Annotated in this window: 18 protein-coding genes and 3 tRNA genes; 10 read left to right on the top strand and 11 right to left on the bottom strand. The window is 72.1% G+C overall.

Annotated elements, in window-relative coordinates; all coding sequences use genetic code 11:
* Nucleotides 1–5 precede the first annotated feature (5 nt).
* From ACFYWQ_RS02610 to ACFYWQ_RS02625, 4 genes are read right to left on the bottom strand one after another with little or no spacing between them, the layout of a single operon-like run.
* On the bottom strand, nucleotides 6–425 hold the full coding sequence (locus ACFYWQ_RS02610) for a hypothetical protein (RefSeq protein WP_389512071.1): 420 nt from the start codon (nucleotides 423–425) through the stop codon (nucleotides 6–8).
* Nucleotides 418–1,470 carry a hypothetical protein gene (locus ACFYWQ_RS02615; RefSeq protein WP_389512073.1) on the bottom strand — a complete coding sequence of 351 codons (1,053 nt, stop codon included), beginning with the start codon at nucleotides 1,468–1,470 and terminating at the stop codon, nucleotides 418–420. The genes ACFYWQ_RS02610 and ACFYWQ_RS02615 overlap by 8 nt, the downstream gene beginning before the upstream one ends.
* A gap of 14 nt (nucleotides 1,471–1,484) precedes the next feature.
* Entirely contained in the window at nucleotides 1,485–1,781 is a 297-nt protein-coding gene (locus ACFYWQ_RS02620; RefSeq protein ID WP_389512074.1) for a WXG100 family type VII secretion target, read from the bottom strand.
* Nucleotides 1,782–1,791: 10 nt separating this feature from the next.
* The gene (locus ACFYWQ_RS02625) at nucleotides 1,792–2,019 is read right to left on the bottom strand and encodes a hypothetical protein (protein ID WP_389512075.1); all 228 of its coding nucleotides are present in this window, start codon (nucleotides 2,017–2,019) and stop codon (nucleotides 1,792–1,794) included.
* A 208-nt stretch (nucleotides 2,020–2,227) separates the two neighbouring features.
* Between ACFYWQ_RS02625 and ACFYWQ_RS02630 the strand changes: the two genes are divergently transcribed.
* From ACFYWQ_RS02630 to ACFYWQ_RS02640, 3 genes are all read left to right on the top strand, one after another.
* Complete coding sequence (locus ACFYWQ_RS02630) at nucleotides 2,228–3,772, top strand: serine/threonine-protein kinase (RefSeq protein ID WP_389512076.1); 1,545 nt, start codon at nucleotides 2,228–2,230, stop codon at nucleotides 3,770–3,772.
* Between the two features lie 122 nt (nucleotides 3,773–3,894).
* Nucleotides 3,895–5,529 (top strand): serine/threonine-protein kinase, encoded by a 1,635-nt coding sequence (locus tag ACFYWQ_RS02635; protein WP_389512077.1) that lies wholly within the window; start codon nucleotides 3,895–3,897, stop codon nucleotides 5,527–5,529.
* A gap of 44 nt (nucleotides 5,530–5,573) precedes the next feature.
* Nucleotides 5,574–9,857 (top strand): FtsK/SpoIIIE domain-containing protein, encoded by a 4,284-nt coding sequence (locus ACFYWQ_RS02640; RefSeq protein WP_389512078.1) that lies wholly within the window; start codon nucleotides 5,574–5,576, stop codon nucleotides 9,855–9,857.
* Nucleotides 9,858–9,911: 54 nt separating this feature from the next.
* Here ACFYWQ_RS02640 and ACFYWQ_RS02645 read toward each other — a convergent pair whose 3' ends face one another.
* Nucleotides 9,912–10,850, bottom strand: coding sequence for an amidohydrolase family protein (locus ACFYWQ_RS02645; protein WP_389512080.1), 939 nt, complete (start codon nucleotides 10,848–10,850; stop codon nucleotides 9,912–9,914).
* Nucleotides 10,851–11,088: 238 nt separating this feature from the next.
* On the opposite strand from ACFYWQ_RS02645, the gene ACFYWQ_RS02650 reads away from it, so the two are divergent.
* The 3 genes from ACFYWQ_RS02650 to ACFYWQ_RS02660 all read left to right on the top strand — a co-directional run bounded on the left by ACFYWQ_RS02650 (nucleotide 11,089) and on the right by ACFYWQ_RS02660 (nucleotide 14,622).
* Nucleotides 11,089–11,808 carry a hypothetical protein gene (locus ACFYWQ_RS02650; RefSeq protein ID WP_389512082.1) on the top strand — a complete coding sequence of 240 codons (720 nt, stop codon included), beginning with the start codon at nucleotides 11,089–11,091 and terminating at the stop codon, nucleotides 11,806–11,808.
* Between the two features lie 65 nt (nucleotides 11,809–11,873).
* Nucleotides 11,874–13,487 carry a LodA/GoxA family CTQ-dependent oxidase gene (locus tag ACFYWQ_RS02655; RefSeq protein WP_389512083.1) on the top strand — a complete coding sequence of 538 codons (1,614 nt, stop codon included), beginning with the start codon at nucleotides 11,874–11,876 and terminating at the stop codon, nucleotides 13,485–13,487.
* 25 nt (nucleotides 13,488–13,512) lie between these two features.
* On the top strand, nucleotides 13,513–14,622 hold the full coding sequence (locus ACFYWQ_RS02660) for an NAD(P)/FAD-dependent oxidoreductase (protein WP_389512084.1): 1,110 nt from the start codon (nucleotides 13,513–13,515) through the stop codon (nucleotides 14,620–14,622).
* Nucleotides 14,623–14,723: 101 nt separating this feature from the next.
* Here the strand turns inward: ACFYWQ_RS02660 and ACFYWQ_RS02665 are convergent.
* The 3 genes from ACFYWQ_RS02665 to ACFYWQ_RS02675 form a co-directional block, all read right to left on the bottom strand.
* Nucleotides 14,724–14,800, bottom strand: a tRNA-Ile gene (locus ACFYWQ_RS02665).
* A gap of 180 nt (nucleotides 14,801–14,980) precedes the next feature.
* Nucleotides 14,981–15,053: transfer RNA gene (locus ACFYWQ_RS02670), tRNA-Asn, on the bottom strand.
* A gap of 5 nt (nucleotides 15,054–15,058) precedes the next feature.
* Nucleotides 15,059–15,131 (bottom strand) — tRNA-Asn (locus tag ACFYWQ_RS02675).
* 159 nt (nucleotides 15,132–15,290) lie between these two features.
* On the opposite strand from ACFYWQ_RS02675, the gene ACFYWQ_RS02680 reads away from it, so the two are divergent.
* The 4 genes from ACFYWQ_RS02680 (at nucleotide 15,291) to ACFYWQ_RS02695 (ending at nucleotide 20,941) form a co-directional block, all read left to right on the top strand.
* Complete coding sequence (locus ACFYWQ_RS02680) at nucleotides 15,291–15,596, top strand: YtxH domain-containing protein (RefSeq protein ID WP_385069805.1); 306 nt, start codon at nucleotides 15,291–15,293, stop codon at nucleotides 15,594–15,596.
* 51 nt (nucleotides 15,597–15,647) lie between these two features.
* Nucleotides 15,648–17,099, top strand: a complete 1,452-nt coding sequence (locus ACFYWQ_RS02685; RefSeq protein ID WP_389512086.1) for an FGGY-family carbohydrate kinase — start codon at nucleotides 15,648–15,650, stop codon at nucleotides 17,097–17,099.
* A gap of 180 nt (nucleotides 17,100–17,279) precedes the next feature.
* Nucleotides 17,280–19,013: an ABC transporter ATP-binding protein gene (locus tag ACFYWQ_RS02690; RefSeq protein WP_389512087.1), complete on the top strand. Its 1,734-nt coding sequence runs from the start codon at nucleotides 17,280–17,282 to the stop codon at nucleotides 19,011–19,013.
* A complete protein-coding gene (locus ACFYWQ_RS02695; RefSeq protein ID WP_389512089.1) occupies nucleotides 19,013–20,941 on the top strand; it encodes an ABC transporter ATP-binding protein in 1,929 nt (642 codons plus the stop codon). Before ACFYWQ_RS02690 ends, ACFYWQ_RS02695 begins: the two co-directional genes overlap by 1 nt.
* Nucleotides 20,942–21,037: 96 nt before the next feature.
* Here the strand turns inward: ACFYWQ_RS02695 and ACFYWQ_RS02700 are convergent, their stop codons facing one another.
* The 3 genes from ACFYWQ_RS02700 to ACFYWQ_RS02710 form a co-directional block, all read right to left on the bottom strand.
* Nucleotides 21,038–22,363, bottom strand: a complete 1,326-nt coding sequence (locus ACFYWQ_RS02700; protein ID WP_389512091.1) for a sigma-70 family RNA polymerase sigma factor — start codon at nucleotides 22,361–22,363, stop codon at nucleotides 21,038–21,040.
* 289 nt (nucleotides 22,364–22,652) lie between these two features.
* Complete coding sequence (gene dnaG, locus ACFYWQ_RS02705) at nucleotides 22,653–24,557, bottom strand: DNA primase (protein ID WP_389512093.1); 1,905 nt, start codon at nucleotides 24,555–24,557, stop codon at nucleotides 22,653–22,655.
* A 52-nt stretch (nucleotides 24,558–24,609) separates the two neighbouring features.
* On the bottom strand, nucleotides 24,610–25,875 hold the full coding sequence (locus ACFYWQ_RS02710; protein WP_389512095.1) for an NAD(P)/FAD-dependent oxidoreductase: 1,266 nt from the start codon (nucleotides 25,873–25,875) through the stop codon (nucleotides 24,610–24,612).
* Nucleotides 25,876–25,925 lie beyond the last annotated feature (50 nt).

Consider the following 25,925-nt stretch of genomic DNA (forward strand, 5'->3'; position numbering starts at 1 on the left):
CCCCGCTATCCCGTCCGGTCGGGCTCGACCGACGCGTCCACACCGCTGCGCCGGAGAAGCCGCTCGACGAGGGACGTCTCGACGTAGGTCCCCACATACCCCTCGCTGCGAGCGGCTTCGGAGAACGCCTTGGCATCCCCGAGGGAACAGGCGAAGGCCTCACGGAACGCCTTGAGCACCTTCCCGCTCGGGGCCGCAGTCCCACTGACGCGAAGTCGGTGGTGACCGTGCTCCGCCACCAGCACGTCACGGACAAATTCCGGAGCCGTTCCCCAGTCCCCGTCATGCGCGATACCGCATCGATCACAGACCCACTCGGTTTCCCAGCGAAGGCGCAGGTCCGCGATGCGCTGGATCGCCCAGCCTTCACCGGGGCCGGCGCACTGAGCACAGTCCACATTGATCCGAGAGGCTTGCTCAGTCAACTAACCCTCGCATCCTCAGGTACGTGTTCACCGTTCTGTAGAACAGTTCGGACAGCCCGGAGCCGTCAGGGGGATGATGGGTTCCAGGCGGGATTCCCCGGGCGAACCAGCGATGGTGCAACTCTTCGTGCACGAGGGTCTTCGTCAGCTCATAGCGGTTGACGAACGGCTTCCAACCGATGTGAGTCCCGGCATCAGGCTTCGCTATGCCGCTGTTCACCCAGGGGCTGTACTGCGGCTTATGAGTGAACTTCAGGCCAGGGAGCCACTCCCTCATGGCGACTTCTATCGCCCTGTTCCTGGCTCTGGCCGTCCGTCCCGTGACATGGCTCAGGTCGCTGGTCCATTGATTGCCGGTCCCCCTGTTTTCGACCCCCCTGTGCTGTGCGACCGACACCCCGGCGACCGGCGTGCGGCCCGCCTTCGTCGCGTCCCTCGGTGCCGCTGCGCGTATGGCCCGCGCGCAGGCGGCCTCGGCCTCGCTCGCGGCCCGTGCGGCCGCACGGGCCATGTGCGCCGCGGCTAGCCGTTCCTGTTCGGCCTGCCCGGCCCAGCCGCCGATCCGGACGGCCGCCTGCTGTACGGCGGGTTGCTGGTACTGGCTGAGGGACGCCGCCGTCGCCGCTTTCAGGCCGCGCCAGACGCCGCCCGCGGCGAAGGTCAACGGCACCAGTGCGGAGAACTGCACCAACGCGGCCCGGTACTGGGCGTCCGCCTGCAGGCCCCGGCTCAGCGCGGTCCGCGACTGGATCTTGGCCAGCTCCAGACTTTCCGCGTAGACGGCGAGGGCGTTGCCGCAGCTCTCGTAGGCCGGCCCCAAGCGTGAGGCGCGGTCGGGGAGTTCGGCGAGCCGCCGCAGGAATGCCGGCGCGTAGTCCCCTCGCATCCGCAGGTCACCACTGTTGACGGCGACCTGAAGGAGCCGCTCGGTGTGCTGCTCGGCATGCTCGGCCTCACGTTTCAGCCGTGTCGCAAGGGCCCGGATCTGCACGGGCTCGCCCGGGACGGGATCTCCCGTCAGATCCAGGACGCTCCAGTCCTCCATCTACGCGGGCCGAGTCAGCTGCCGGCGCCCCCGGCGAGCCGAGCGTCCAGTTCCTGGTGGGCCCGTACGACATCGCCGAGGTAGGCAGCCATGCCCTCCAGGCCCTGGAGCATGTTCTGGGCGCCGGTGGTCCACTGCTGGTAGGAGTCCTGGAACTTGCTCGACGCGAGCTGGGTGCGGAACTCGCTGGTCACCAACTGGTCGATCATCGATTTGAGGGACTGGAGCTGCCCGCTCATCTCGCTCTGCCCGGTCTTCAACTGCCCGGCCGCCCGGTTCACGCCGTCGTAGCCGACGTTCACGTCCACCATCAGGGGCTCCTCACGTCTCCGTAGCTCGGTCGGCGAATGCCTTGTCCAGGTCGAGCGTGCCTTCCGCCAGCCCGGCGAACAACCCCGCCGCCGAGCCGACCTCGGCGATCAGCTCGGCCCGGCTCACGGTGACGGCTTGCGCGAATTCACCCAGCGCCGCTGCGATCGCCGCGGAAGCCAACCCTTCCGCGGCCCCGCCCAAGGGCTTCGGCAGCGAGAGCCGCATATCGGAACTCATGCGGGTCAACTCCCTCGCGACCACCTCGGCTTGCTGTGGATCACATGAGAATTCCCCAGCCACCGAGACCTCCCCCGTGAGATCCTGACCCGTGTTCGACGCACAGCTGAGCGACCTTCCGTCAGGTTAGCGCGCGGGGCGCCGACCGGCGGTCGATTCCGATCGGAGCGGTGTGGTGGGGACACCTTCCCAGGGGGCACAACGGCTCGTGGCGGGACGGTACCGGCTGAACGACGTGCTGGGCCGGGGCGGGATGGGGGTGGTCTGGAGAGCGCACGACGAGTTGATCGGGCGCTCGGTCGCGGTCAAGGAATTACGCCTTCCGCAAGGAGTGCCCGCCCAGGAACGCACGCTGTTCGGCGAACGGGCACTGCGCGAGGCCCGCACGACGGGACGGCTCAATCATCCGGCCGTCGTCTCCGTCTACGACCTCGTCCCCGCTCCCGAAGGGGACGACGCCGTCTACATCGTGATGGAACTGGTCGACGCGCCGTCGCTGGCGGAGGTCCTGGAGCGGCACGGGCCCCTGGCCGAGGAGCGGGTGGCCGGCATGGCGGGGCAACTGCTCGCCGCGTTGGAAGCGGCACACGCGATCGGCCTGGTGCACCGGGACGTCAAGCCCGGCAACATCATGGTGCTGCCCGGCGACAAGGTGAAGCTCGTTGACTTCGGCATCGCCCACGCGATGGACGACACCCGGCTGACCCGCCACGGCATCGCCGGCTCGACTGGCTACATGGCCCCGGAACTGTTCGAGGGCGCCGATCCGTCGCCCGCCGCGGACCTGTGGTCCCTGGGCGCGACCCTGTTCCACGCCACCGAGGGTCACGACCCGTTCACCCGCCCGACCCCGGCCGCCACCCTGCACGCCGTCCTCCGCGGCGACCTGCCACCGCTGAACAGCCATCCTCCGCTGTCCACCCTCATCACCGGCCTGCTCACCCGCGACCCCACCGACCGGCTCACCGGCCGACAGGCCCTCGCACTCCTCCGGCCCGCCACCAACCGGCCCGCCGTCGAGCTTCCGACGAGGGCGTCGATCACCCCGAGCACAACCGACTGGCAACACCACCCCACCGCCGTCAACCCCACGGCCGGGCCTCCCTACCGGGTCGTCCCACCGCGATCGGCCAGGGCTTTCCATCGCTGGTACCTCGGTGCTGCGCTCGCCACAACCGCGTTGCTCATCTGGGGTGTAGTCCTGTCCTTCGCCGAGGACACGTACGGGTTCCTCTACTTCCTCGCGCCCTTCCCCCTCATCGGTGCACTGTCCCGCTACATTCGCCCCGTTCATCACGGCTGGGTCGATGTCACCAGCGAACGTATCTCCTTGTCCAGGCACAACCCGGCACCTCGCGACGCTCCCTTCTTCAAGTGGGACCACATCGAGAAGGTGACCGTTTCGAGTGCCGCACAGTCGGTACAGGAAGAAGTCCACGCGTTCAGCACCACGGTCACTCTCCACATCGCCGCCGACATGCCGGCCAACGTGAAACACGCGCCCTATCTGGTGGATCGCATCCACGGCAAACCCTTCGCCTGGACACTCTGGACGGTGATCGCGCCGGCCGAGGCGGTGGAGGCCGCATTCCGTTCCGCCGCCCCGCCGAGCGTCAGGGTCGGCCGGGGAACCGATCCCTCCGGTCGAGGACATCGTTACCCGGGCCCCTTTCTGATCACGGGACTTCTGGCGGCCCTCATCGCCACGGCCTGGGCAACGGTGATGCTGCTGCTCGCGACGCTCGGCTCATGAAGGTCTCCCCGTCCGTGACCCCGCACCGGTACCGGCGGGCCCGAGGTGCCGAACTGCACTGCGCGTGCTTGCAGTTGGACGATTCCGGGGATGGGACCAGAGCTGTCGAGGGGGTGGCCTGAATGCCGGGACGAGTTGTCGCAGGGCGGTATCGGCTGGACGAGGTACTGGGCCGGGGCGGAATGGGGGTGGTGTGGAGCGCGCACGACGAGCTGATCGGACGGGCCGTGGCGGTCAAGGAGTTACGCACCCCACCGGGGCTGTCGCAGGAGGAGCGCGCCGCGTCGAGTGCGCGGGCCCTGCGCGAGGCCCGCGCGGCGGGCCGGCTCAGCCATCCCGGTGTGGTGGCGATCCACGACCTCGTTCCGGCAACGGCGCAGGACGACGCCGTCTACATCGTCATGGAGCTGGTGGAAGCGCCCTCGCTGGCGGAACTCCTGGAGCGGTACGGGTACCTGCCCGCGGAGCGGGTGATCCGCATGGCCGTACAGATACTCGGCACGCTGGACGCGGCCCACTCGGTCGGCCTGGTCCACCGGGACGTCAAGCCCGGCAACATCATGGTGCTGCCCGGCGACGAGGTGAAGCTCGTCGACTTCGGCATCGCCCAGGCCATGGACGACACCCGGCTGACCCGCCACGGCGTCGCCGGCTCGACCGGCTACATCGCTCCGGAGCTGTTCGAGGGCGCCGATCCCTCGCCCGCAGCGGACCTGTGGTCACTCGGCGCGACCCTGTTCCACGCCGTCGAGGGCCGTGATCCGTTCTTTCGCCGGTCCACGGCCGCCACCCTGCATGCGATCCTCTACGACGCCCTGCCCGAGCCGAGCTGTCCCCCTCCGCTGTCGACACTGATCACAGGACTGCTCACCCGCGACCCCGCCGACCGGACGACCAGCCGGCAAGCCGGCCTCCTGCTCGGACCGACCGGCAGCACGGGGTCATCGGCGGCGGTACGCGCGACGGCACCGGCCGCCCCCGGGAGGGACACCCGGCGAACCGACCCCACCGCCGGACCGGCGCCCGCACCCCCGGCCACACCCTCGACGCCCACGCCGACCGGCTCGGGCGGGGCCACCTGGCAGAGCCACCCCACCGGCGTCAACCCGGTCGTCACACGACCGTACGCGGTCCCCAGGGACGCGCGGGTCAAGACGTTCCACCGCTGGGCCCGGTTCGCCTCGCTCGTCCTGCACGGGGGTGCCGCCTGGTTCTTCCTCTTCCAGGCGCAAGCCGCGCTCCCCCTCGCACTGCCGCCCCTTGCCGCCAGTCTCCTGGCGACGCAGGGGGCACTGTCCGTCGGCTCGTGGGATCGGATAGACATGACAGCCGGCGGGATCAGCTATTCCAGGAGCAGGGAGCCGGCCTGGCGCCCGCGGCCCAAGAAGTACAGGACCACGCCGTGGAACCGCATCGGCGAAGTGGTGGTCGCCGGGATCACACGCCCCGGGCCCGCGAACGCCGAAGAGGCTCGCACCAGAATTTTCGTGCGTGTGTGGAATTCCCTGTCGAGTGACGATTCTTCCCGCAAGCTGCACACACGCGGGGCGCTGGCGGACACCGTCGCGCCGGCCGACGTCATAGAGGCCGCTCTCCGGGCCGCCGCACCGCCCGGCGTCAGGATCACCCGGGAAGCCGACGTGGACGCTCGGACACCTCCCGTCCCCGGACCCAGGCGGGGCTCCGCGGTGGGGTGCCTGCTCGTCGTCGCCTGCCTGATCGGAGCCGCGGTGGCAGTGGTGACGTCGACGTTGTGATGTGGCGAGTCCGATGACCACGGGGGTGGGACATGATCCTTCGCTTGACCGTTCAGGACGTCCAGGCGTCGACACGCCAGGACGTGGAGGTGCTCGCGGCGCCCGACAGCAGTGTCGGCGCGTTGCTGCGAGCGCTGCCGGTGCCGGTCGGTGACCGGCACTGCTTCGTCGGGGATGTGGCACTGGACCCCCGGGCGACCCTGGCCGACAGCCCCCTGACACCGGGTGCGGTGATCAGCGTCGGGGCGCCCGGGCCGGTGTTCCGTCCCGCCTCCGGCGACGCGGCGGGGGTCGTCCAAGTGATCGCCGGACCCGACCTGGGCCTGAGCGTCGCACTGGCCCCGGGAACCCACACCGTGGCCAGGAACGCCACCGCGGCGATATGCCTGCGCGATCTGGACGTCTCGCGCCGGGAGCACGCCCGGTTGGAGATCTCCGCGGACGCCCGGGCCGTCGTGGTGGACCGGGGGTCGACCAACGGCACGCTCGTCGACGGGGCCAGGGTCGACGGCAGGGCGGTCCTGAGACCCGGGAGCGTGCTGCGGGTGGGCTCCGACGAACTGCGGTGGACGCCCTCGTCCTCGGGGATCCTGCGGGCGACGCGCGCAGCGGACGGACGGCTCGACTTCGACCGGGCCTTCGCCCCGCTTCCGGCGCTTCCGAGCACCGAGGTGACCTTGCCGGCAGAGCCGGCCCCCACCCGCGCCTCCCCCGCGGCGGCGGTGCTGCCCTGGGTGTCCGTGGTCGGAGGCTTCCTGCTCTTCCTGATGACCCGTCGCCCGGAGATGCTGCTGCTGAGCCTGCTGGGCCTCGTCGGTTCCCTCGTGAGCGACGCGGTCGTCAGCCATCAGCGGACCATGGACGAGAAGGCGTTCAAAGAGGCGAAGGAGACCGCCTCACGGGAGGTGAACGCCCACGCGGCCGAAGAGCGCCAGGTGCGCCTGAAGCTGGCGCCCGGGCCGTCCGACATCACCGAGACCGCCGCCGGAGCGCGACCGAACCTGTGGTCCCGTCAGAGCGACTCCCCCGACGGCCTGGTGCTGCGCGTGGGGGTCAAGGACCAGCCGACCGACGTGGAGCTGCGCGGTGAGCCCTGGCCCGGTTTCGCCCTGCCGGTCCTGCGCGACGTACCGGTCACCGTCGACCTGCGGGAAACGGGCGTGCTCGGGGTGATCGGGCCCGACGAGCCGGTGCGGGAACTGCTGGGATGGCTGCTGATCCAGCTGGCCACCCTGCGCGGCCCCGACGACCTGCACATCGTCGTGGTGACGGCGGACGGGCACGACGGCCTGGCGTGGACGAGGTGGCTGCCGCACACGGACGCCGGCCCGTCGGCCGTCGCACCGTGCCGGATCGGGAACACCGACGCCACCCGTGCCGCCCGCGTGCAGGAACTGAGAAGGCTCATCGCCGCGCGCAGGGCCGAACGCACCGCCGCCCCGAACATCCGGTTCGGCCACGACGTCGTTGTCGTTCTCGACGGCGCGCTGGCCCTGCGGGAACTGCCGGGCATGGACGAGGTGCTGCGCGACGGCCCGCCCGTCGGGGTGTACGTGCTCTGCGCCGACCAGCGCGGCATGCGCGAGTGCCGCGGCCTGTGCGAGGTGGACGGCCGGAACTCCCTGCGGTTCACGGACGCCCACGACGACGACCCCGTCGTCGCCAGGCCCGACGTCCTGGACGGCGTGGCCGCCGAACGGCTGGCCCGGGCGCTGGCCCCGATGCGCGACCGGCTCACCCTCGGCTCGGTGCTCACCGCCGTTCCCGACCGTGTGCGCTTCCTCGACCTGCTCGGCGTCGGGACACCGGCCCCCGAGGACGTGCTGGCCCTGTGGGGCCGGGACCAGGGACCGCGCACCCGCGTGGTGATCGGCTCGGACGCCGATGGTCCCGTGACGGTCGATCTGGCGGGCCAGGGCCCGCACACTATGCTCGGCGGGGCCACCGGCGCGGGCAAGAGCATCCTGCTCCAGACCCTCGTCACGTCGCTGCTCCTGGCCAACCGGCCCGACGAACTCAACCTGGTCCTCGTCGACTTCAAGGGCGGCAGCGCCTTCCTGCCCTTCCAGCACTGTCCTCACGTGGTCGCGTTGATCCGCTCCACCGGTGAGACTCCCGCCGACGTCTTCGACTCCACCGCCGCGGCCCGCGTACTGGCGTCCGTGCGCGCCGAGGTCAGCCGTCGCGAATCCCTGCTGGCCCGGTACGAGGGCGAGATCGACCGGTACTGGCGCAAGCGCCGCACCGACCCCGGCATGGCGCCGCTGCCGCGCCTGGTGATGGTCTTCGACGAGTTCGCCCGGGTGCTGGAAACCTCCCCGGACTTCCTCAAGGAACTGGTCAACGTCGCCGCCAAGGGCCGCTCGCTCGGCATGCACCTGGTCCTGGCCACCCAGTCGCTCCAGGGCAAACTCTCCCCCGAGCTGAAGAACAACATCTCCCTGCGGATCAGCCTGCGGCAGAACGAACCCGCCGACAGCACCGAGGTTCTCGGCGTTCCCGACGCGGCCGCCCTCCCCGGCACCCTGCGCGGCCGCGGCATGATCCTGTGCACCACCGGAGAGACCCGCCTCCCCCAGGTGTTCCAGTCCGGCTACCTGGGCGACCCTCCACCGTCGGGGGCGGGCCGGCCCGTCACCGTCCGCGCCCTGCGGTGGACCGATGCCGGCGCGGCCCGCCCGGTGGACTCCACCCCGCACACCGAGACACCCAGCGACCAGGACCTGGCGATCGCGGCCATCGAGGAGGCCGCAGGACGCCGCGGGCTCACCGCCCCGTTCCGGCCGCTGCTCCCACCGCTGCCCGTCACCCTCGCGCTGGAGGAACTCACCGGCCGTCAGACCGCCATTCCTCCCGTCACGACGCTGCCGTTCGCCCTGGCCGACGATCCCGAGGAACAGGCCCAGCCCGCCGAGTTCCTCGACCTCGCCGGCACGGACCGGCTGCTGGTCGCCGGCGGCCCCCAGTCCGGCCGCACCACCTTCGCCCGCACCCTGATCACCAGCCTCGTCACCAGGCTCCGCCCCGACCAGGCGCACTTCTACGTCATCGAGCGCCACCCCGCCGGGCTGGCCGACTACAGCGGCCTGCCGCACTGCGGCGGCGTCTTCTCCCCCGCCGACCCCGACCGCATCCGACGCCTGATCAGCTGGCTCGACCAGGAAGTCCACCGCCGCGCCACCGGCTCCGCCAGCCGGGCGGCGCCCCCGCCCCGCATCGTGCTCGTCATCGACGGCTGGGAGCACTTCGAGGACCACAGCGACCCCGCCTTCGCCGAGACCTCACTGCTCGCCACCCTGCGCGGCATCGTCGCCGCGGGAGCACCGCTGGGCGTCCACGTCGTGCCGCTGGGCGGGCACGACATGCTCAACCACAGGCTTCCCACCTACTACACCCGCCGACTGCTGCTTCCCTTCCCGAAGGAAGAAACCCGCCGCGCGCACCTGACCTCGCGGATGACGAGCCCGCCCCTCCTGCCCGGCCGTGCGATCGACGCCGCCACCGGCCGGCACCTCCACCTCTGCCACCCCACCACACCGCCCGCCGACCTGCCCTCCCGGTTCCCCGACGCGGACCCGTCACGTCTGCCGCGTCGCTTCCCCGCCCTGCCCGCCCAGGTGACCCTCGACGAGCTGCCCCTGCCGCAGCCGCCCCCTTCCCCCCACTGGATCCCCCTGGGAGTCGGCGGCCCCGAGCACACCACCCTCGGTGTCGACCTCATCGACGGCCCCCATCTGCTGCTGCTCTCCGGGCCCCCCGGCTCCGGCCGCACCACGTCGGCCGCCGCCCTCGCCCGCTCGCTGCGCCGCGCCGGCCTCGGTGTGCTCGCCGTCGCCCCGCCCCGCTCCCCCCTGCCTCACCTGCTTCCTCACGACGACGCCGGCGTGCGCCTCCTCACCGGCTTCTCCCTCGACGACGCCGACCTCCGCGCCGCGGCCGCGGCCTTCGGGGACACCCCCTACGCGGTCGTCCTCGACGACGCCGACCACATCACCGTCCTGCCCACCCAACAGGGCTTCACCGACGCCCCCACCCTGCTGGACGACATCACCCGTCCCTCGGCCCGCGGCCACCGCGCCCTCGTCCTCACCGCCGACGCCACCCCGGTCCTCACCGGCTTCCCCAGCCCCCTCACCCGCCACGTGAACACGGTCATGGCCACGGGACACCTGGTCCTGCTCACCCCCGCCGCCCGCTCCACAGCCGTGGCCCACGGCATCGCCCTCGAACCCGACCAGTACCTGACCGCGCCCCCCGGCCGCGGCTACCTCACAGCGGGCCGCAGATCCGTGCTGCTCCAACTGGCGGCCCCCGGACGACGGTCCTGAGCGTCGCCCGTCGGTCTCCGGGACGGCGCCGGAAGCGGTGACCGCCCCACCGCCTCACGACCGGGCCAGCCGAGGCACGAGGAGTTCGGCGTTGCCGCGGTTGACGGCGTGGAGCAGGCCGGGTTCCCAGTGCGGGTACTCGTCCAGGCCGCTGTCGAAGCCGGTGCCCCACTCCTCGGGAAGCATGGGGAAGTCGCTGCCGTACAGGACGTGTTCGGGTGCGGCGAAGGCGAGCAGTGAGGGCAGGGCGGCCGGGCCGGCGGAGAGGGCGGTGTCGAAGTAGAAGCGCCGGAGGTCGCCCAGCAGGCCGTCGGGGGTGGAGTCGGGGCGGAAGCGGGCGGCGACCGCGAAGCGGTGGGCGGCGTAGGGCAGGAAGCCGCCGGCGTGGGGGAGGATCATTCTGATCCGGGGGTACCGTCCCGGCACGCCGTTCAGTGCCAGGTGGAGGGCCGTGCGGGCCGTGTCGTACGGGAAGTCCACCAGGGGGCCGGGCAGGCCGGGGACCGGCGCGACCGGCGGCGCCGTGGGGTGGACGAGGACGACCGCGGCACGGGCGTCCAGTTCGGCCCAGAGCGGCTCGAACGCCGGGTCGCCGAGGTAGCGGCCGTGCACGCTGGACAGGACCGTCAGTCCGTCGGCGGCCAGCTCGTCCAGCGCACGGGCGGCCTCGGCGAGCGCGGCGTCCACGTCGGGCAGGGGGAGGACGGCGAAGTGACCGAAGCGATCGGGCCGGTCCTTGACGACCTCGGCGGTGTAGTCGTTCACGCTCCGGGCGCCGGCGCGCGCTCCGGCGGAGTCGTCCGGGGCGGCGAGGGGGGCGGGGAACGACAGCAGGCCGGTGGCGATCGACCTGCGGTCCATGACCGCGATCGCGCCCCGGACGTCCCACGCGGGGGCGGGCCAGCCCAGGGCCGCGGCCCGCTCGGCCATCGCCCGGCCGCGGTCCGGTGGGATCAGGTGCTGGTGCACGTCGATGCGCGCGGGGTCCGGCATGTCCGTCCGAGCCTCCTCGGATGCGGCGTCCTACGGCCAGTGACGCACGCGCGGAGGACGTCGGCAACACGAGCGGGTGACAAGGGCGCGAGTACCCCGCGCATCGCGCCGACCACGGGCCGACGGGCACGGCGTGACCTGAATGGCGGACTTCCACGCCACGTGAAAACCTGAAGGGACGGAGGACAAGTCCCCGCGCGGGAACGACGGATGAGCTGTCGCAACGGAGATGGTCCCGATGCCGAACGTCGAACCGAAAGCCACCCACGGAATGGTGGTGATGGGCGAGGAGACGGTCTATCTGTCCCACATGGGCATGTTCATGGATCCCCACGCCGTTCAGAACGTTCTCGAAGTCACCCTGAGGAGCGCGGCAGGTGACGCGCGGCAGCTCTACGTCGACGACCGGCGGACCACGGGGACGGCTGTCTACACCCTGGCCCCCGAGCCGTTCCGCCTCTCCGATCTCGTCGCCCCGGAGGGACAGGAGCCCGCGCTCACCTCGTTCACCGGAACGTTGTTCCGGGGGCATTTCGAGCGGGGCGGCACCCCCATCCTCGACCCGGTCACCGTCGACGTGCGACGCGTCGTCCGTTTCCGGCGCTTCGATCACGACGACCCCCGGCCCGGGACGCTGAACTACCTGGCCTACGGGAAGGGGGACGAGCTCTTCCTCGGGCACTGGATCACCAGGGCCCCGGACTTCGACCACCACGTCGCGGTGCGGGCCGTCCCGGGCGGCGCGGGCGATGTGCTCACCGACGACGTGCTGCGCGAGGGCCCGCGGCTGGAGATCGCCGGAAGGGCGGACCGCCCGGAGGACAGACTGCACGAGAGCGACCAGGTGACCGTGAGGTTCCTGGACGGCGGACCGGCCGGCATCGATCTGCGGCTGGCGGTGGAGCGGGAGTTCTACGAGGAGGAAGGGGATCTGGCCCACGAGATGCACGCCCACTGACCGTCGTACACCCGGCCTTCTCACCGGGAGCGGACGTGCGCCCGGCCCTCTCACCGGGAGCGGACATGAACCCCGACGACATCGCCCACTGCGAGATCCACCCCACGGTCGGCATCGCCAGGCTGGGTGACAGCCCCGACGGTTTCTTCATCGGCCCGGAGGCCCCCGGCGTACCGCCGCGGCCCGAGGGCGGCTTCAGGGACACCGCCGGGCGGATCAAACGCCAGGCCGCCCGGTTCCGGCTGTACGCCTATGACCGGGCGGGCACGGTCCTGGGCGAACTCACCTCGGCCGACGCCCACATCACCTGGACCGTCGAGCTCGCCAACGCCAAGGGCGAGTGGTTCAGGTTCGCCGGGCGCTTCCACGAGTCCGCCGCCCCCGCCGACCGCCGTAACCGGCAGGTCGATCCCGCCGATCCAGCCGCCCGCGCGCGGCTGGTCGTCCGGCCCGGCCCCCGCAGCGTGACCGGTCCGTCCCAGGACGGCACGGGTGCGCGCTTCGACACCGGGACCTTCCTGGACACCCCGGTGCCGCTGGGCGAACTGCGCACCGACGCCTCCGGCCGGCTGCTCGTCCTCGGCGGCTTCGGAACGTCCGCCTCGGTCAAGGCCGCCAACCCGATCACGCACTTCGCGAACAACGACTTCTGGTACGACGACATCGGTGACGGCCCGGTCGGCGCGACCGTGCTCCTGGGCCCGCGGGGCCGCCCGGTGCCGGTGACCCCCGCCTGGGTCCTGACGGCCCCTCCCGACTACGCACCCCACACGACGAGCCTGATCACGCTGTACGACGTCGCACTGGAGGCCGCCCGCGCGGTGGGCAGGCTGCCCGTACCGCCGGAGGTCTCCTTCACCCGGGACATCCACCCGTTGCTCGCCCGGCCGGTCGGATACGCGTGGGTCAACGCCGTCGCGCGCATGAGGCACGGCGCCGGACGGAACTTCCTCTCACCCGACCGGCTCGCCAAGCTGTCCTCGAACGCCGACGCCGACGCCAAGCACCGCCGGGCCGTCTTCGACCGCTTGCGCACGCCGAAGCCCGGACTCCTGGACATCGGCCAGGCCGACGCCGGATTCATGCCCGTCCTCGCCGGCGACGGCGGCGACCGGGACCCCGAACGGCCGCACACCTGGCTGACACTCCTGCCCGGCCCGTACGAACGGATGCGGCGCTGGGCCGCCGGTGACTTCCTGGCGGACTGGACGGGCGCGCCCGCACCCGCGGTCCCGCTGGAGGCCATCGCGCCCGCGGACCAGCCGCACGCCCTGGTACGGGCCGCGTTGGAAGCATGCAGCGGCGGGGGCTTCTTCCCCGGCATCGAGATGACGTACATCGCCGACAACCCGGCCACCTGGGCGGCGCCGTTCCGGCTGCGCGAGGACCTGGGCGCCGGTGACGTCACCAAGTACATGGCCCTGCCCTGGCAGGCCGACTTCCACGCGTGCCACACCCACTGGTGGCCGGCCTCCCGCCCCGACGAAGTCCTTCCCGAGCCGGAGCACGACGCTCTCCTCCAGGTCGCGGCCGAGGCGTTCCGGGAGTGGGACCGCGGCGTGGGCGACGCCGACGGCATGGTCGCGCAGTGGAGCACGCTCGGGTTCGTCGTCGCCCGGCCCGGTCCGGACGGCCGCGAGGTCCTGGTCGAGACGGAGCGGACCGCCCCCGAGCCCTAGGGCGGGCACGGGCCGGAGCGGCGCGGTGAGCGGCAACGGGCCGGACGGCGGCGCGGGGACACGGCGCTACGACGTCCTGGTCGCCGGTGGCGGTCCCGCCGGGTGCGTGGCCGCGCTGGTCCTCGTGCGGGCCGGGGCGAGGGTCGTCATCGTCACCCCGGTGGTCCCGCCCGGCCGGCGGGTCGGGGAGAGTCTCGCTCCCACCGCCCGCCCGCTGCTGGAGCGGCTGGGAGTGCTCGACCGTGTCGCCGCCGACGGGCACACGCCCTGTCACGGCAACCTGTCCGCCTGGGGCGAGGACGCGCTCAGCGCCACGGGCTTTCGGTCCGGGCCGTACGGCGACGGCTGGCACCTGGACCGGGCCCGGTTCGACGCCGCCCTCCTGGAGGCGGCGCGGGCCGGTGGTGCCCGCCGGTACGCCGGGCGCGTCCGGGGCGTCCAACGGTGGCCGGACCGTTGGCAGGTGACCACGGGGGACGGCGGCATGTTCCAGGCCGGGTATCTCGTCGACGCCACCGGCCGGGCGGCGCGGCCGGCCCGCCGGGCCGGGGCGGCAGTGGTCCGCTGCGACCATCTGGTCGCGGTCGCCGGGCTGTTGGGGCCGCCGTCGACGGGGGCGGCGGAGCCGGAGCGGGCCTCGCTGGTGGAGTCCACCCCCTGGGGCTGGTGGTACACCGCTCCCCTGCCCGGCGGTGAGCGGATCGTGATGGCCATGACCGATGCCGACCTCGTCACCGGTCTCCGGCTGCTCGACCCCGACGTGTGGTGGGCCCGGGTGCGGCTCACCGGTCACGTCCGGGACCGCACCGCCCGCTGGACGGAACCACCCCGGCGGCTGCGGGTGCTGGCCGCCGGCTCCGCGTGCGCACGTCCGGCGGCCGGACCGGGTTGGGCGGCCGTCGGGGACGCCGCCACCGCGACCGATCCCCTGGCCGCCCGGGGGATCGTCACCGCGCTGGCCACCGGCTCGGCCGCGGCCCGGGCGATCCTGGCCGACCGGGCCGGTGAGACCGGCGCTCTGGACGCCTACGCCCGGCGCATCGCCGCCGTGCACGCCGAGTACCTGAACGCGCGGGTCGCGCAGTACCGGCGCGAACAACGCTGGGACACCCCGTTCTGGCGCCGCCGGCACTGAGTCCGCCGTCGGGCCCGTCAGGGCCGAGGTCGTGCCGGTGACGGTCGAGCGCGGTGGGGCTCCAGAACCCTCACGGAACGTTTCCGCAGGTCATAGGAGGATGGTGGGGCGGGTGGGACTCGAACCCACGGCCGGCGGATTATGAGTCCGCTGCTCTAACCGGCTGAGCTACCGCCCCATAGCGGCGTGTCGCGTACATGTGTGCGCGCCGTCTGCCGCAGCATAGCCGCTCATACGATCTCACGCTCCGTCTGGTCCGACGTCGCACGACCTTGAGGACCCCACCACGACCTGCGTGGTTCCCTTCGGCGTGGAACCGACATGAAAAAGGACCCCTACGGGGTCCTCGATCACGATGCTCCCCCGACTGGACTCGAACCAGTAACCTGCCGGTTAACAGCCGGCTGCTCTGCCAATTGAGCTACGGAGGACCGAGCTCCCCCGACTGGACTCGAACCAGTAACCTGCCGGTTAACAGCCGGCTGCTCTGCCAATTGAGCTACGGAGGAATGCCTCGTTGCATCGAACGCACCTGCCTGGGTATTCGCCAGGGGGCGGGCGGTCGCTGCGACACATACATTAGCGCAAGCAGGGGGGTGCTCCGCCAATCGGTTCCCCCCGACACCGATGCCGCGCCAAGTGACCTACACGAGGGAAGGGTGGCCGCCATGCGCTACCGGCTCACATTCGTCGTCGGACTCGCCCTGGGTTACGTGCTGGGCACGAAGGCCGGGCGGGAGCGCTACGAGCAGCTGAAGAAATCCGCCCGGCGGATCTCGCAGAACCCCGCCGTGCGCAACACGGCGGAGACGGCGGCGCAGCAGGGCCGTCAGTTCGCGGGCAGGGCCTACCACGTGGTGAGTGACAAGGTCGGGGACCGGATGCCCGACTCGGTCGCGGACCGGGTGCGGTCCCTGCGGGAACGCTCCGCCCAGAGCGACGGAGCGGACGACTGGGGCACCAGCAACACCTAGGGACACCGGAGCCGACACGGCCACCCCCCGCGGTGCGGCAGAATTTTCGCCATGGGGATAGTCGCCGGGTTGGACAGTTCGCCCGATTTCACTCGTATCGTCGTCTGCGACACGGACACGGGAGCCGTGCTCCGGCAGGGATATGCGCCGCATCCGGTCGACAGTGCCGAGGGCGGCGGCCGGCCCAGCGATGTCGACCCCCAGGCCTGGCTGCTCTCCCTCGGGGAGGCGGCCGGCGGCGGACTGCTCGAAGGCGTGCAGGCCATCGGCGTGTCCTCGCAGCAGAACGCGGTCGTGCCGCTGGACGCGCAGGGCAACACCGTCCGGCCGGCGATGGTCGGCGGCGACAAGCGGGCGCAGGTCGCGGCGGCCGACCTGGTCGACGCGCTCGGGGGGCGCGAGCCGTGGGCGCAGGCGGTGGGCTGTGTGCCGCAGGCCGCGCAGCCGGTGACCAAGCTGCGGTGGCTGGCGAAGAACGAGCCCGACGCGGCGCTGCGCACGGCCGTGCTGCTCCAGGCCCACGACTGGCTGGTGTGGCAGCTGCTCGGGCGGCCCGTGCGGCGGACCACCGACCGGGGCGGGGCCTCCGGGACGGGGTACTGGTCGGCCGCGACCGGCGGTTACCGGCCCGACCTGGTCGAGCTGGCGCTCGGCCACCAGGTCATGCTGCCCGAGGTGATCGGCCCCTCCGACGCGGCCGGCACCACCCCGGAGGGCCTGCTGATCTCCGCCGGTACCGGCGAGACCATGGCGGCCGCGCTCGGGCTCGGCATCGGACTGGGCGACGCGGTGGTCTCCCTCGGCGCCTCCGGTTCCGTCATGGCCGTGCACCCCGAGGCGCTCGTCGACCAGAGCGGGATGATCACCTCCCTGGCGGACGCGACGGGCATGCACCTGCCGGTCGTCACCACCCTGAACGCCGTGCGGACCCTGCGGGGGGCCACCGAGCTGCTCGGGGTGCCGGACCTGGAGACCCTGTCCGACCTGGCGATGAAGTCCACGCCCGGGTCGCACGGGCTGGTGCTGCTGCCCTACCTGGAGGGCGAGCGCACCCCGAACCTGCCGCACACGGCCGGCACGCTGGCGGGGCTGCGGCGGGAGTCGATGAAGCCGGAGCACTTCGCGCGGGCCGCCTTCGAGGGCATGCTGTGCGGGCTCGCGGACGCGCTCGACGTGCTGCGCGGGCGGGGCGTTGAGGTCCGGCGGATCTTCCTGCTCGGCGCGGCGGCCGAACTTCCGGCCGTACAGGCGGCGGCGCCCGCGCTGTTCGGCGCGCAGGTCGTCGTACCGCAGCCCGCCGACTACGCGGCGATCGGGGCGGCGCGGCAGGCCGCCTGGGCGCTCGGCGTGTCGCAGGGCACCCTCGATCCGCGGACGCCGCCGGCCTGGCCGGGTCCGGCGGCACAGGTACGGGACCCGGGCGAGGAACTGGCCGTCGGGCAGGCGGTGCGGCAGCAGTTCGTGTCGGTGCGGGAGCAGACGCACCCGGGCGCGTTCCGCTAGCCCGGCGCCCAAGGCTGTCGTTCGGAGCACGCCGCGAACGCGGGGCCCTGGGAATCGTCCGGAAGTCACGCCATAGCACGCCGCCCCCGCGTTATTCGGTTGAGGTAACGCGGGTGGAGTGTTCCACGATGGGGGCCACGGGCAACCAACGCCCCCACCGCCGACTCCGAGAGACGTAGCGTGCTCATACGACTTCTGCGGACCTGTCTCAGGCCCTACCGAAAACCCATCGCCCTGCTGGTGCTGCTGCAGTTCCTGCAGACCTGCGCCACCCTCTACCTGCCCACGCTGAACGCCGACATCATCGACACCGGTGTCGTCAACGGTGACACCGGATACATCCTGTCCTACGGCGGCCTGATGATCGGCATCTCGCTGGCGCAGGTCGTATGCAACATCGGCGCCGTGTACTACGGCGCGCGGACGGCGTCGGCGCTCGGCCGGGACCTCCGGGCCGCCGTCTTCGACCGGGTGCAGTCCTTCTCCGCCCGGGAGGTGAGCCAGTTCGGCGCGCCCTCGCTGATCACGCGGACCACCAACGACGTCCAGCAGATCCAGATGCTGGCCCTGATGACGTTCACCCTGATGGTCTCGGCGCCCATCATGTGCGTGGGCGGCATCGTCATGGCGCTGGGCCTGGACGTGCCGCTCTCCGGCGTCCTGGTCGCCGTGGTGCCCGTGCTGGGCATCTGCGTGACGCTGATCGTGCGGCGGCTGCGGCCGCTGTTCCGGTCCATGCAGACCCGGCTCGACACGGTCAACCGGGTGCTGCGCGAGCAGATCACCGGCAACCGCGTGATCCGCGCGTTCGTCCGCGACGAGTACGAGGAGCAGCGCTTCCGGAAGGCCAACACCGACCTCACCGACATCTCGCTGAAGACCGGCAACCTGCTCGCGCTGATGTTCCCGGTGGTCATGACGACGGTGAACCTGTCGTCGATCGCCGTGGTCTGGTTCGGCGCCCACCGCATCGACAGCGGCGGCATGGAGATCGGTGACCTGACCGCCTTCCTCGCCTACCTCATGCAGATCGTCATGTCCGTGATGATGGCCACCTTCATGTTCATGATGGTGCCGCGCGCGGAGGTGTGCGCCGAGCGCGTCCAGGAGGTCCTGGACACCGGGTCGAGCGTGGTGCCGCCGGTGGCACCGGTGCGCGAGCTGCGCCGGCACGGGCATCTGGAGATCCGGGACGCGGGCTTCCGCTACCCGGGTGCCGAGGAGCCCGTGCTGAAGGCCGTCGGCCTGGTCGCGCGCCCCGGTGAGACGACCGCCGTGATCGGCTCCACCGGCAGCGGCAAGTCCACGCTGCTGGGGCTGGTGCCGCGGCTGTTCGACGCCACGGACGGCGAGGTCCTCGTCGACGGGGTGCCGGTGGCCGACATCGACCCGGAGGTGCTGGCCCGGACCGTCGGACTCGTACCGCAGAAGCCGTACCTGTTCGCGGGGACCGTCGCCACCAACCTGCGCTACGGCAATCCCGACGCCAGTGACGAGGAGCTGTGGCACGCGCTGAAGGTGGCGCAGGCCGAGGCGTTCGTGCGCGGGCTCGACGGCGGGCTCGACTCCCCCATCGCCCAAGGGGGGACGAACGTCTCCGGTGGTCAGCGGCAGCGGCTCGCCATCGCCCGCACCCTCGTGCAGCGCCCGGAGATCTACCTCTTCGACGACTCCTTCTCGGCGCTCGACTACGCCACCGACGCGGCCCTGCGCGCGGCGCTCGGGCGGGAGACCGCCGAGGCGACCGTCGTCATCGTCGCCCAGCGGGTGGCGACCATCCGTGACGCCGACCGGATCGTCGTCCTCGACGAGGGCCGGGTCGTCGGCACCGGCACGCACCGCGAGCTGATGGCGGACAACGAGACCTACCGGGAGATCGTGCTCTCCCAGCTGACGGAAGCGGAGGCCGCCTGATGGCCGGGCCCATGGGGCGCATGATGGCCGGCACCGGCCCCGACAACCAGTCGCTGGACTTCAGGGTGTCCGGGCGGCGGCTGCTCGCCCGGTTCAAGCCGGAACGGCTCACCCTCTACGCGATGCTGCTCTGCGTGGTGGTGAGCGTCGGGCTGAACGTCGTGGGTCCGAAGATCCTCGGCGAGGCCACCGACCTGGTCTTCTCCGGCATCATCGGGCGTTCGATGCCGGAGGGGGCGAGCAAGGAGCAGGTCCTCGACGCGATGCGGCAGCGCGGCGAGGGCCAGGTCGCCGACATGCTCAGGAGCACGGACTTCACCCCGGGCCAGGGCATCGACTTCGGGGCCGTCGGCCATGTGCTGCTGTTCGCCCTCGGGGTGTTCCTCGTCGCCGGTCTGCTGATGGCGGTGGCGACACGGCTGGTCAACCGGGCCGTGAACCGGACGATGTACCGGATGCGGGAGGACGTGCAGACGAAGCTGTCGCGGCTGCCGCTGTCGTACTTCGACCAGCGGCAGCGCGGCGAGGTGCTGTCCCGGGCGACCAACGACATCGACAACATCGGACAGACCCTCCAGCAGTCGATGGGCCAGCTCGTCAACTCGCTGCTGACCATCGTCGGGGTGCTGGCGATGATGTTCTGGGTGTCGTGGATCCTCGCGCTGGTCGCGCTGGTCACCGTGCCGCTGTCGGCGCTGGTCGCCGCGAAGGTGGGCAAGCGGTCGCAGCCGCACTTCGTGCAGCAGTGGCGCTCCACCGGCAAGCTGAACGCGCACATCGAGGAGATGTACACCGGCCACACGCTGGTGAAGGTGTTCGGCCGGCAGGAGGAGTCGGCGCGGCAGTTCGCCGAGCAGAACGACGCGCTGTACGAGGCCGGGTTCAGGGCGCAGTTCAACAGCGGGATCATGCAGCCGCTGATGATGTTCGTGTCGAACATCAACTACGTGCTGGTGGCCGTCGTCGGCGGTCTGCGGGTCGCGTCCGGCTCGCTGTCCATCGGTGACGTGCAGGCGTTCATCCAGTACTCGCGCCAGTTCTCGATGCCGCTGACGCAGGTCGCGTCGATGGCGAACCTGGTGCAGTCGGGCGTCGCCTCCGCCGAGCGGATCTTCGAGCTGCTGGACGCGGAGGAGCAGCAGCCCGACCCGGTGGCGGGCGTACGGCCCGAGGAGCTGCGCGGGCGGGTGGCGCTGGAGCACGTCTCGTTCCGCTACGACCCCGGCAAGCCGCTGATCGAGGACCTGTCGCTGGTGGTGGAGCCCGGCCACACGGTGGCGATCGTCGGCCCCACGGGGGCGGGCAAGACCACCCTGGTCAACCTGCTGATGCGGTTCTACGACGTGTCCGGCGGGCGCATCACCCTCGACGGCGTCGACATCGCGCGGATGTCGCGGGACGAGCTGCGCGCCGGGATCGGCATGGTGCTCCAGGACACCTGGCTGTTCGGCGGCACCATCGCGGAGAACATCGCCTACGGGGCGTCGCGGGAGGTCGGCCGGGGCGAGATCGAGGAGGCGGCCCGGGCGGCGCACGCCGACCGGTTCATCCGCACCCTGCCCGACGGGTACGACACCGTGATCGACGACGAGGGCAGCGGGGTCAGCGCCGGTGAGAAGCAGCTGATCACCATCGCGCGGGCGTTCCTGTCCGACCCGGTGATCCTGGTCCTGGACGAGGCGACGAGTTCCGTCGACACACGGACCGAGGTGCTGATCCAGAAGGCGATGGCGAAGCTGGCGCACGGGCGGACGTCGTTCGTGATCGCGCACCGGCTGTCGACGATCCGGGACGCCGACACCATCCTCGTCATGGAGAACGGGTCGATCGTGGAGCAGGGGGCGCACACCGACCTGCTGGCGGCGGACGGGGCCTACGCCCGGCTGTACAAGGCGCAGTTCGCGGAGGCGGTGGCCGAGGTCGACTAGGGCCTGGCGTTCGGATCACGCCGCGGACACGCCCCGGAGCTGTCGCCCGGGCCCGAGGGGGGCCGCCCCGCGCGGCGGTTCCCCCTCGGGCCCGGGTCAGTCCAGGTAGCCCCTCAGCTGGTCCGCGAAGGCGTGGTCCCGGAGCCTGCTGAGGGTCTTGGACTCGATCTGCCGTATCCGTTCCCTCGTCACCCCGAAGATGCGGCCGATCTCCTCCAGGGTGCGCGGGCGGCCGTCGGCCAGGCCGTAGCGGAGCTGGACGACCTTGCGCTCGCGTTCCCCGAGCGTCGACAGGACGGCCTCCAGGTGCTCCCTGAGCAGCAGGAACGCCGCCGACTCGACGGGGCTCGCCGCGTCGCCGTCCTCGATGAGGTCACCGAGGGCCACGTCGTCCTCCTCGCCGACCGGGGCGTGCAGGGAGACCGGTTCCTGGGCGAGGCGGAGGACCTCGCCGACGCGCTCCGGCGGCAGGTCCAGGTGGGCGGCGACCTCGGCGGCGGTCGGCTCGTAGCCGCGTTCCTGGAGCATGCGGCGCTGGACCCGGACGACCCGGTTGATCAGCTCGACCACGTGGACCGGGACGCGGATGGTGCGGGCCTGGTCGGCCAGCGCCCGGGACATGGCCTGCCGGATCCACCAGGTGGCGTACGTGGAGAACTTGTAGCCGCGGGCGTAGTCGAACTTCTCGACCGCCCGGATCAGGCCCAGGTTGCCCTCCTGGACCAGGTCGAGCATGGTCAGGCCGCGGCCGATGTACCGTTTCGCCACCGACACCACCAGGCGCAGGTTGGCCTCGATGAGACGGCGTTTGGCCATGCGGCCCATGACGACCAGCCGGTCGAGGTCGAGGGCGAGCTCGCTGTCCAGGTCGGGGGTGGTGCCCAGCTTCTCCTCGGCGAACAGGCCGGCCTCGACGCGGCGGGCGAGTTCGACCTCCTCGGCGGCGGTGAGCAGCGGGATCCGGCCGATCTCCCGCAGGTACTGGCGGAACAGGTCCGAGGACGGTCCGGCCGTCTCGGCCGTCCGGGGGACGGGCGCCCCGTCGGGCTCGGGGGCCTCACGCAGCGCCTCGGCGGGCGGGTCCTCGGGCTCCGTGCCGGGCTCGGGCACCGTGCCGGCCTCCGTTCCGGCGTCCGGCGCCGTCTCCGGGTGGTGCACGGCACGGTGCTGCGGCGGGACCACGACCAGGACGTCGGTCTCGGTGTCCGGTTCCGTGCCGCGGGTGCGCGTGTCGGTGTGGGTGAGGGTCCGGGTCTGCACGGGGGCGACCTCCAGGATGTCCGCTGCCGAGAGGTGTGGCAGCGCTGCTTCGAGGGCGGAGTGGGCGGCCTCGCCGCTGTCCGTCCCGTACGCGATGGGTGGAACCGCGGGGGTGTGGGACCCGCCGGGGACGGATCGGCCGCGCTCCGAGGACTCAGGCACCGGGACCCAGTGTGGGGTACGACACATCGCCGCCCCTAGGGGCGTGCGGTGACTTTTTGCCTGCGGTCCGTGACCGGACGGTGACCGTGCCGGTCACCGGGGGTCCGGGGCGGGTCCAGGGAACCGGTCCGGGGCGGGTCCAAGGGTCCGGTCCGGGGCGGGCCCAAGGGGCCGGTCCGGGGCGGGTCTAGAGGGCGGCCGGTCCGGGGCGGATCCAGAGGTCCGGTCCGGGGCGGGTCTAGAGGGCGGCCGGTCCGGGGCGGATCCAGAGGTCCGGTCCGGGGCGGGTCTAGAGGGCGGCCGCTCCGTGGGCGCGCAGGGCCTGGTCGTACTGCTGGAGGACCCACAGTTCGTTCTGTACGGCGGCCAGGTGGGCCGGGTCGCCGCCCGCGGCGAGGCGGGCGAGCTGGGACTGGACGTCGCGGACCCGGCGTTCCACGGCCCGGCGGCGGACCTGGACCAGGACCGTGCCCGCGTACACGTCGTCGACGGCGCGCCGCATGATCGGCTCCACGGCCAGCTCGGTGACCATGGCGCGGACGGTGTCGTCGGGGGCGGTGTCGCGGACCCGGACCAGGTACTCCTGCCCGTCCGCCACGCCGTACTCGGCGCCGCCCGCGTCGAGGATCGCCTGGCGTACGGCGGCGTAGGGGGCGGCGGTGAACTCGTCGACGCCGTACGCGTCGAAGGCCGGGGAGACCAGCTCGGGGCGCTGGAGGGCGAGCTTGAGCAGTTCGCGTTCGGTGGCGTAGACGGGGTTGCGCAGGGTGAGGGCGGGGCCGCTGGTGGCGGGCCGGGGGGCGGCCTCGTACGCCTGGGCCCGGCCGCCGCGGGCTGGCTCGGGGGCCTTGCCGCCGCGCTCGCGGGCCCAGCGGGCCAGCTGGGCGACGCGCTTGACGACGAACTGCGTGTCGAGGATGCCGAGCATGCCGGCGAGCTGCACGGCGACCTCGTGCTGGGCGCCGCTGTTCTTGATGCGGGCGACGACGGGGGCGGCCTCGTCGAGCGCGGCGGCCCGGCCGGCGGGGGTGTCGAGGTCGTAGCGGGAGACGATCTGGCGCAGCGCGAACTCGAACAGCGGGGTGCGGGGTTCGACCAGGTCGGAGACCGCGTCGTCGCCCTTGGCCAGACGCAGGTCGCAGGGGTCCATGCCGTCGGGCGCGACGGCGATGTACGTCTCGGCGGCGAACTTCTGGTCGTCCTCGAAGGCGCGCAGGGCCGCCTTCTGGCCGGCCGCGTCGCCGTCGAAGGTGAAGATGACCCGCGCGCTGCCGTTGTCCATCAGCAGCCGGCGCAGGATCTTGATGTGGTCGCCGCCGAAGGCCGTGCCGCAGGTGGCGATGGCGGTGGTGACGCCGGCGAGGTGGCAGGCCATGACGTCGGTGTAGCCCTCGACGACGACCGCGCGGGACGCCTTGGCGATCTCCTTCTTCGCGAGGTCGATGCCGTAGAGGACCTGCGACTTCTTGTAGATCGCCGTGTCGGGGGTGTTGAGGTACTTGGGGCCGGTGTCGGCCTCGTACAGCTTGCGGGCGCCGAAGCCGACGACCTCGCCGCCGATGTCCCGGATCGGCCACATCAGCCGGCCGCGGAAGCGGTCGATGGGGCCGCGGCGGCCCTCCTGGGCGAGGCCGGACAGGAGCAGTTCCTTGTCGGTGAAGCCCTTGCCGCGCAGGTAGCGGGTGAGGTGGTCCCAGCCCTGGGGGCTGTAGCCGACGCCGAAGTGGACGGCGGCGGCCTGGTCGAAGCCGCGCTCGGCGAGGAAGAGGCGGCCGGTGTCGGCCTCGGGGCTGGTGGCGAGCTGTTCCGCGTACCACTCGGCGGCGATCTTGTGGGCCTCGACCAGGCGGATGCGTTCGCCGCGCTGGTGGGAGGGGTTGTAGCCGCCCTCCTCGTAGCGCAGGGTGATGCCGGCCTGGGCTGCGAGCCGCTCGACGGCCTCGGAGAAGGTGAGGTGGTCGACCTTCATCACGAACGTGATGGTGTCGCCGCCCTCCTGGCAGCCGAAGCAGTGGAAGAGTCCCTTGCTGGGGCTGACCTGGAAGGACGGCGACTTCTCGTCGTGGAAGGGGCACAGGCCCTTGAGGTTGCCGCCGCCCGCGTTCCGCAGCTGGAGGTACTCGGACACCACGGCGTCGATCGGGACCGCGTCCCGAACCGCCTTCACATCCTCGTCGTTGATCCGTCCTGCCACGCGTGAATTCTACGGGGGCGGACCGACATCCCCGGGGTGGGCCGGGGCACGGTCAGACGCCCAGGCCGTCCAGCGGCACGTGGGGGTCGGCCAGGGCCTCGGTGTCGACGGGTACGCCCGCGCGGATCAGTGCCTGGATGGGCTCTGTGACGTCCCACACGTTCACGTTCATCCCGGCCAGGACCCGCCCCTCGCGGAGCCAGAACGCGATGAACTCCCGCTTGCCCGCGTCCCCCCGGATCACGACCTCGTCGTACGACCCCGGCGGCGCCCAGCCGCTGTACTCCATGCCGAGGTCGTACTGGTCGGTGAAGAAGTAGGGCACCCGGTCGTAGGTGACGTCCCGGCCGAGCATGGCGCGGGCGGCGGCCGGGCCGCCGTTCAGGGCGTTGGCCCAGTGCTCGACGCGCAGGGTCGTGCCGAACAGGCCGTGCGGGAAGGACGCGACGTCGCCGGCGGCGTGGATGTCGGGGTCGGAGGTGCGCAGCCGCTCGTCCACGGCGACGCCCCCGCCGTGGGCGCGGTCGGCCAGCTCCAGCCCCGCCGCCTCCGCGAGGGCGGTCCGCGGGGCGGCGCCGATCGCGGCGAGGACGCCGTGCGCGGGGTGCTCCTCGCCGTCGTCGGTGCGGGCCGCGAGGACCATGCCGTCCTGGCCGACGATCTCCGTCAGGCGGACGCCGAAGTGGAACCGGACGCCGTGCTCGCGGTGCAGCTCGGCGAAGACGGCGCCGAGCTCGGGGCCGAGCACGCCGTGCAGCGGGGTCGGCTCCGGTTCGACGACGGTGACCTCGGCGCCGTACTCGCGGGCCGCCGCCGCGATCTCCAGGCCGATCCAGCCGGCGCCGGCGATGACGAGGTGGCCGTTGTCGCGGCCCAGGGCGGCCAGGACGCCCTTGAGGCGGTCGGCGTGCGCGAGCCGGCGCAGGTGGTGGACGCCGGCCAGGCCGGTGCCCGGGATGTCCAGGCGGCGGGGCTCGGCGCCGGTGGCCAGCAGCAGCTTGTCGTAGTGGACGAGGGTGCCGTCGTCGCCGTAGCGGACCGTCTTCGCCGTGCGGTCGATCGCGTCGACGCTCTGGCCGAGGTGCAGCTCGACGTCGTTGCGCGCGTACCAGGCGGGCTCGTGCACGAAGAGGCTCTCCCGGGTCTCCTTGCCGAGGAGGTAGCCCTTGGAGAGCGGTGGGCGCTCGTAGGGGTGGTCGCGTTCGTCGCAGATCAGTATCACGCGGCCGGTGAAGCCCTCGGCCCGCAGCGTCTCCGCCGCCTTGGCCCCGGCCAGGCCTCCTCCGACGATGACGAATGTCTGGTCCGCGTCGACCACGTGATGCCTCCTACAGGGGGTCCGGGGGGTGTCCCCCCAGTGAACGCTGA

The sequence above is a fragment of the Streptomyces sp. NPDC003247 genome (assembly GCF_042888135.1).
In the GTDB taxonomy this organism is placed as follows: domain Bacteria; phylum Actinomycetota; class Actinomycetes; order Streptomycetales; family Streptomycetaceae; genus Streptomyces.

Excerpts from the sequence above, each read along its gene's own strand:
- ACFYWQ_RS02615 (WP_389512073.1), bottom strand. The coding sequence starts at position 1,470 with ATGGAGGACTGGAGCGTCCTGGATCTGACGGGAGATCCCGTCCCGGGC.
- ACFYWQ_RS02620 (WP_389512074.1), bottom strand. The coding sequence starts at position 1,781 with ATGGTGGACGTGAACGTCGGCTACGACGGCGTGAACCGGGCGGCCGGG.
- ACFYWQ_RS02625 (WP_389512075.1), bottom strand. The coding sequence starts at position 2,019 with ATGAGTTCCGATATGCGGCTCTCGCTGCCGAAGCCCTTGGGCGGGGCC.
- ACFYWQ_RS02635 (WP_389512077.1), top strand. The coding sequence starts at position 3,895 with ATGCCGGGACGAGTTGTCGCAGGGCGGTATCGGCTGGACGAGGTACTG.
- ACFYWQ_RS02645 (WP_389512080.1), bottom strand. The coding sequence starts at position 10,850 with ATGCCGGACCCCGCGCGCATCGACGTGCACCAGCACCTGATCCCACCG.
- ACFYWQ_RS02650 (WP_389512082.1), top strand. The coding sequence starts at position 11,089 with ATGCCGAACGTCGAACCGAAAGCCACCCACGGAATGGTGGTGATGGGC.
- ACFYWQ_RS02655 (WP_389512083.1), top strand. The coding sequence starts at position 11,874 with ATGAACCCCGACGACATCGCCCACTGCGAGATCCACCCCACGGTCGGC.
- ACFYWQ_RS02680 (WP_385069805.1), top strand. The coding sequence starts at position 15,291 with ATGCGCTACCGGCTCACATTCGTCGTCGGACTCGCCCTGGGTTACGTG.
- ACFYWQ_RS02685 (WP_389512086.1), top strand. The coding sequence starts at position 15,648 with ATGGGGATAGTCGCCGGGTTGGACAGTTCGCCCGATTTCACTCGTATC.
- ACFYWQ_RS02695 (WP_389512089.1), top strand. The coding sequence starts at position 19,013 with ATGGCCGGGCCCATGGGGCGCATGATGGCCGGCACCGGCCCCGACAAC.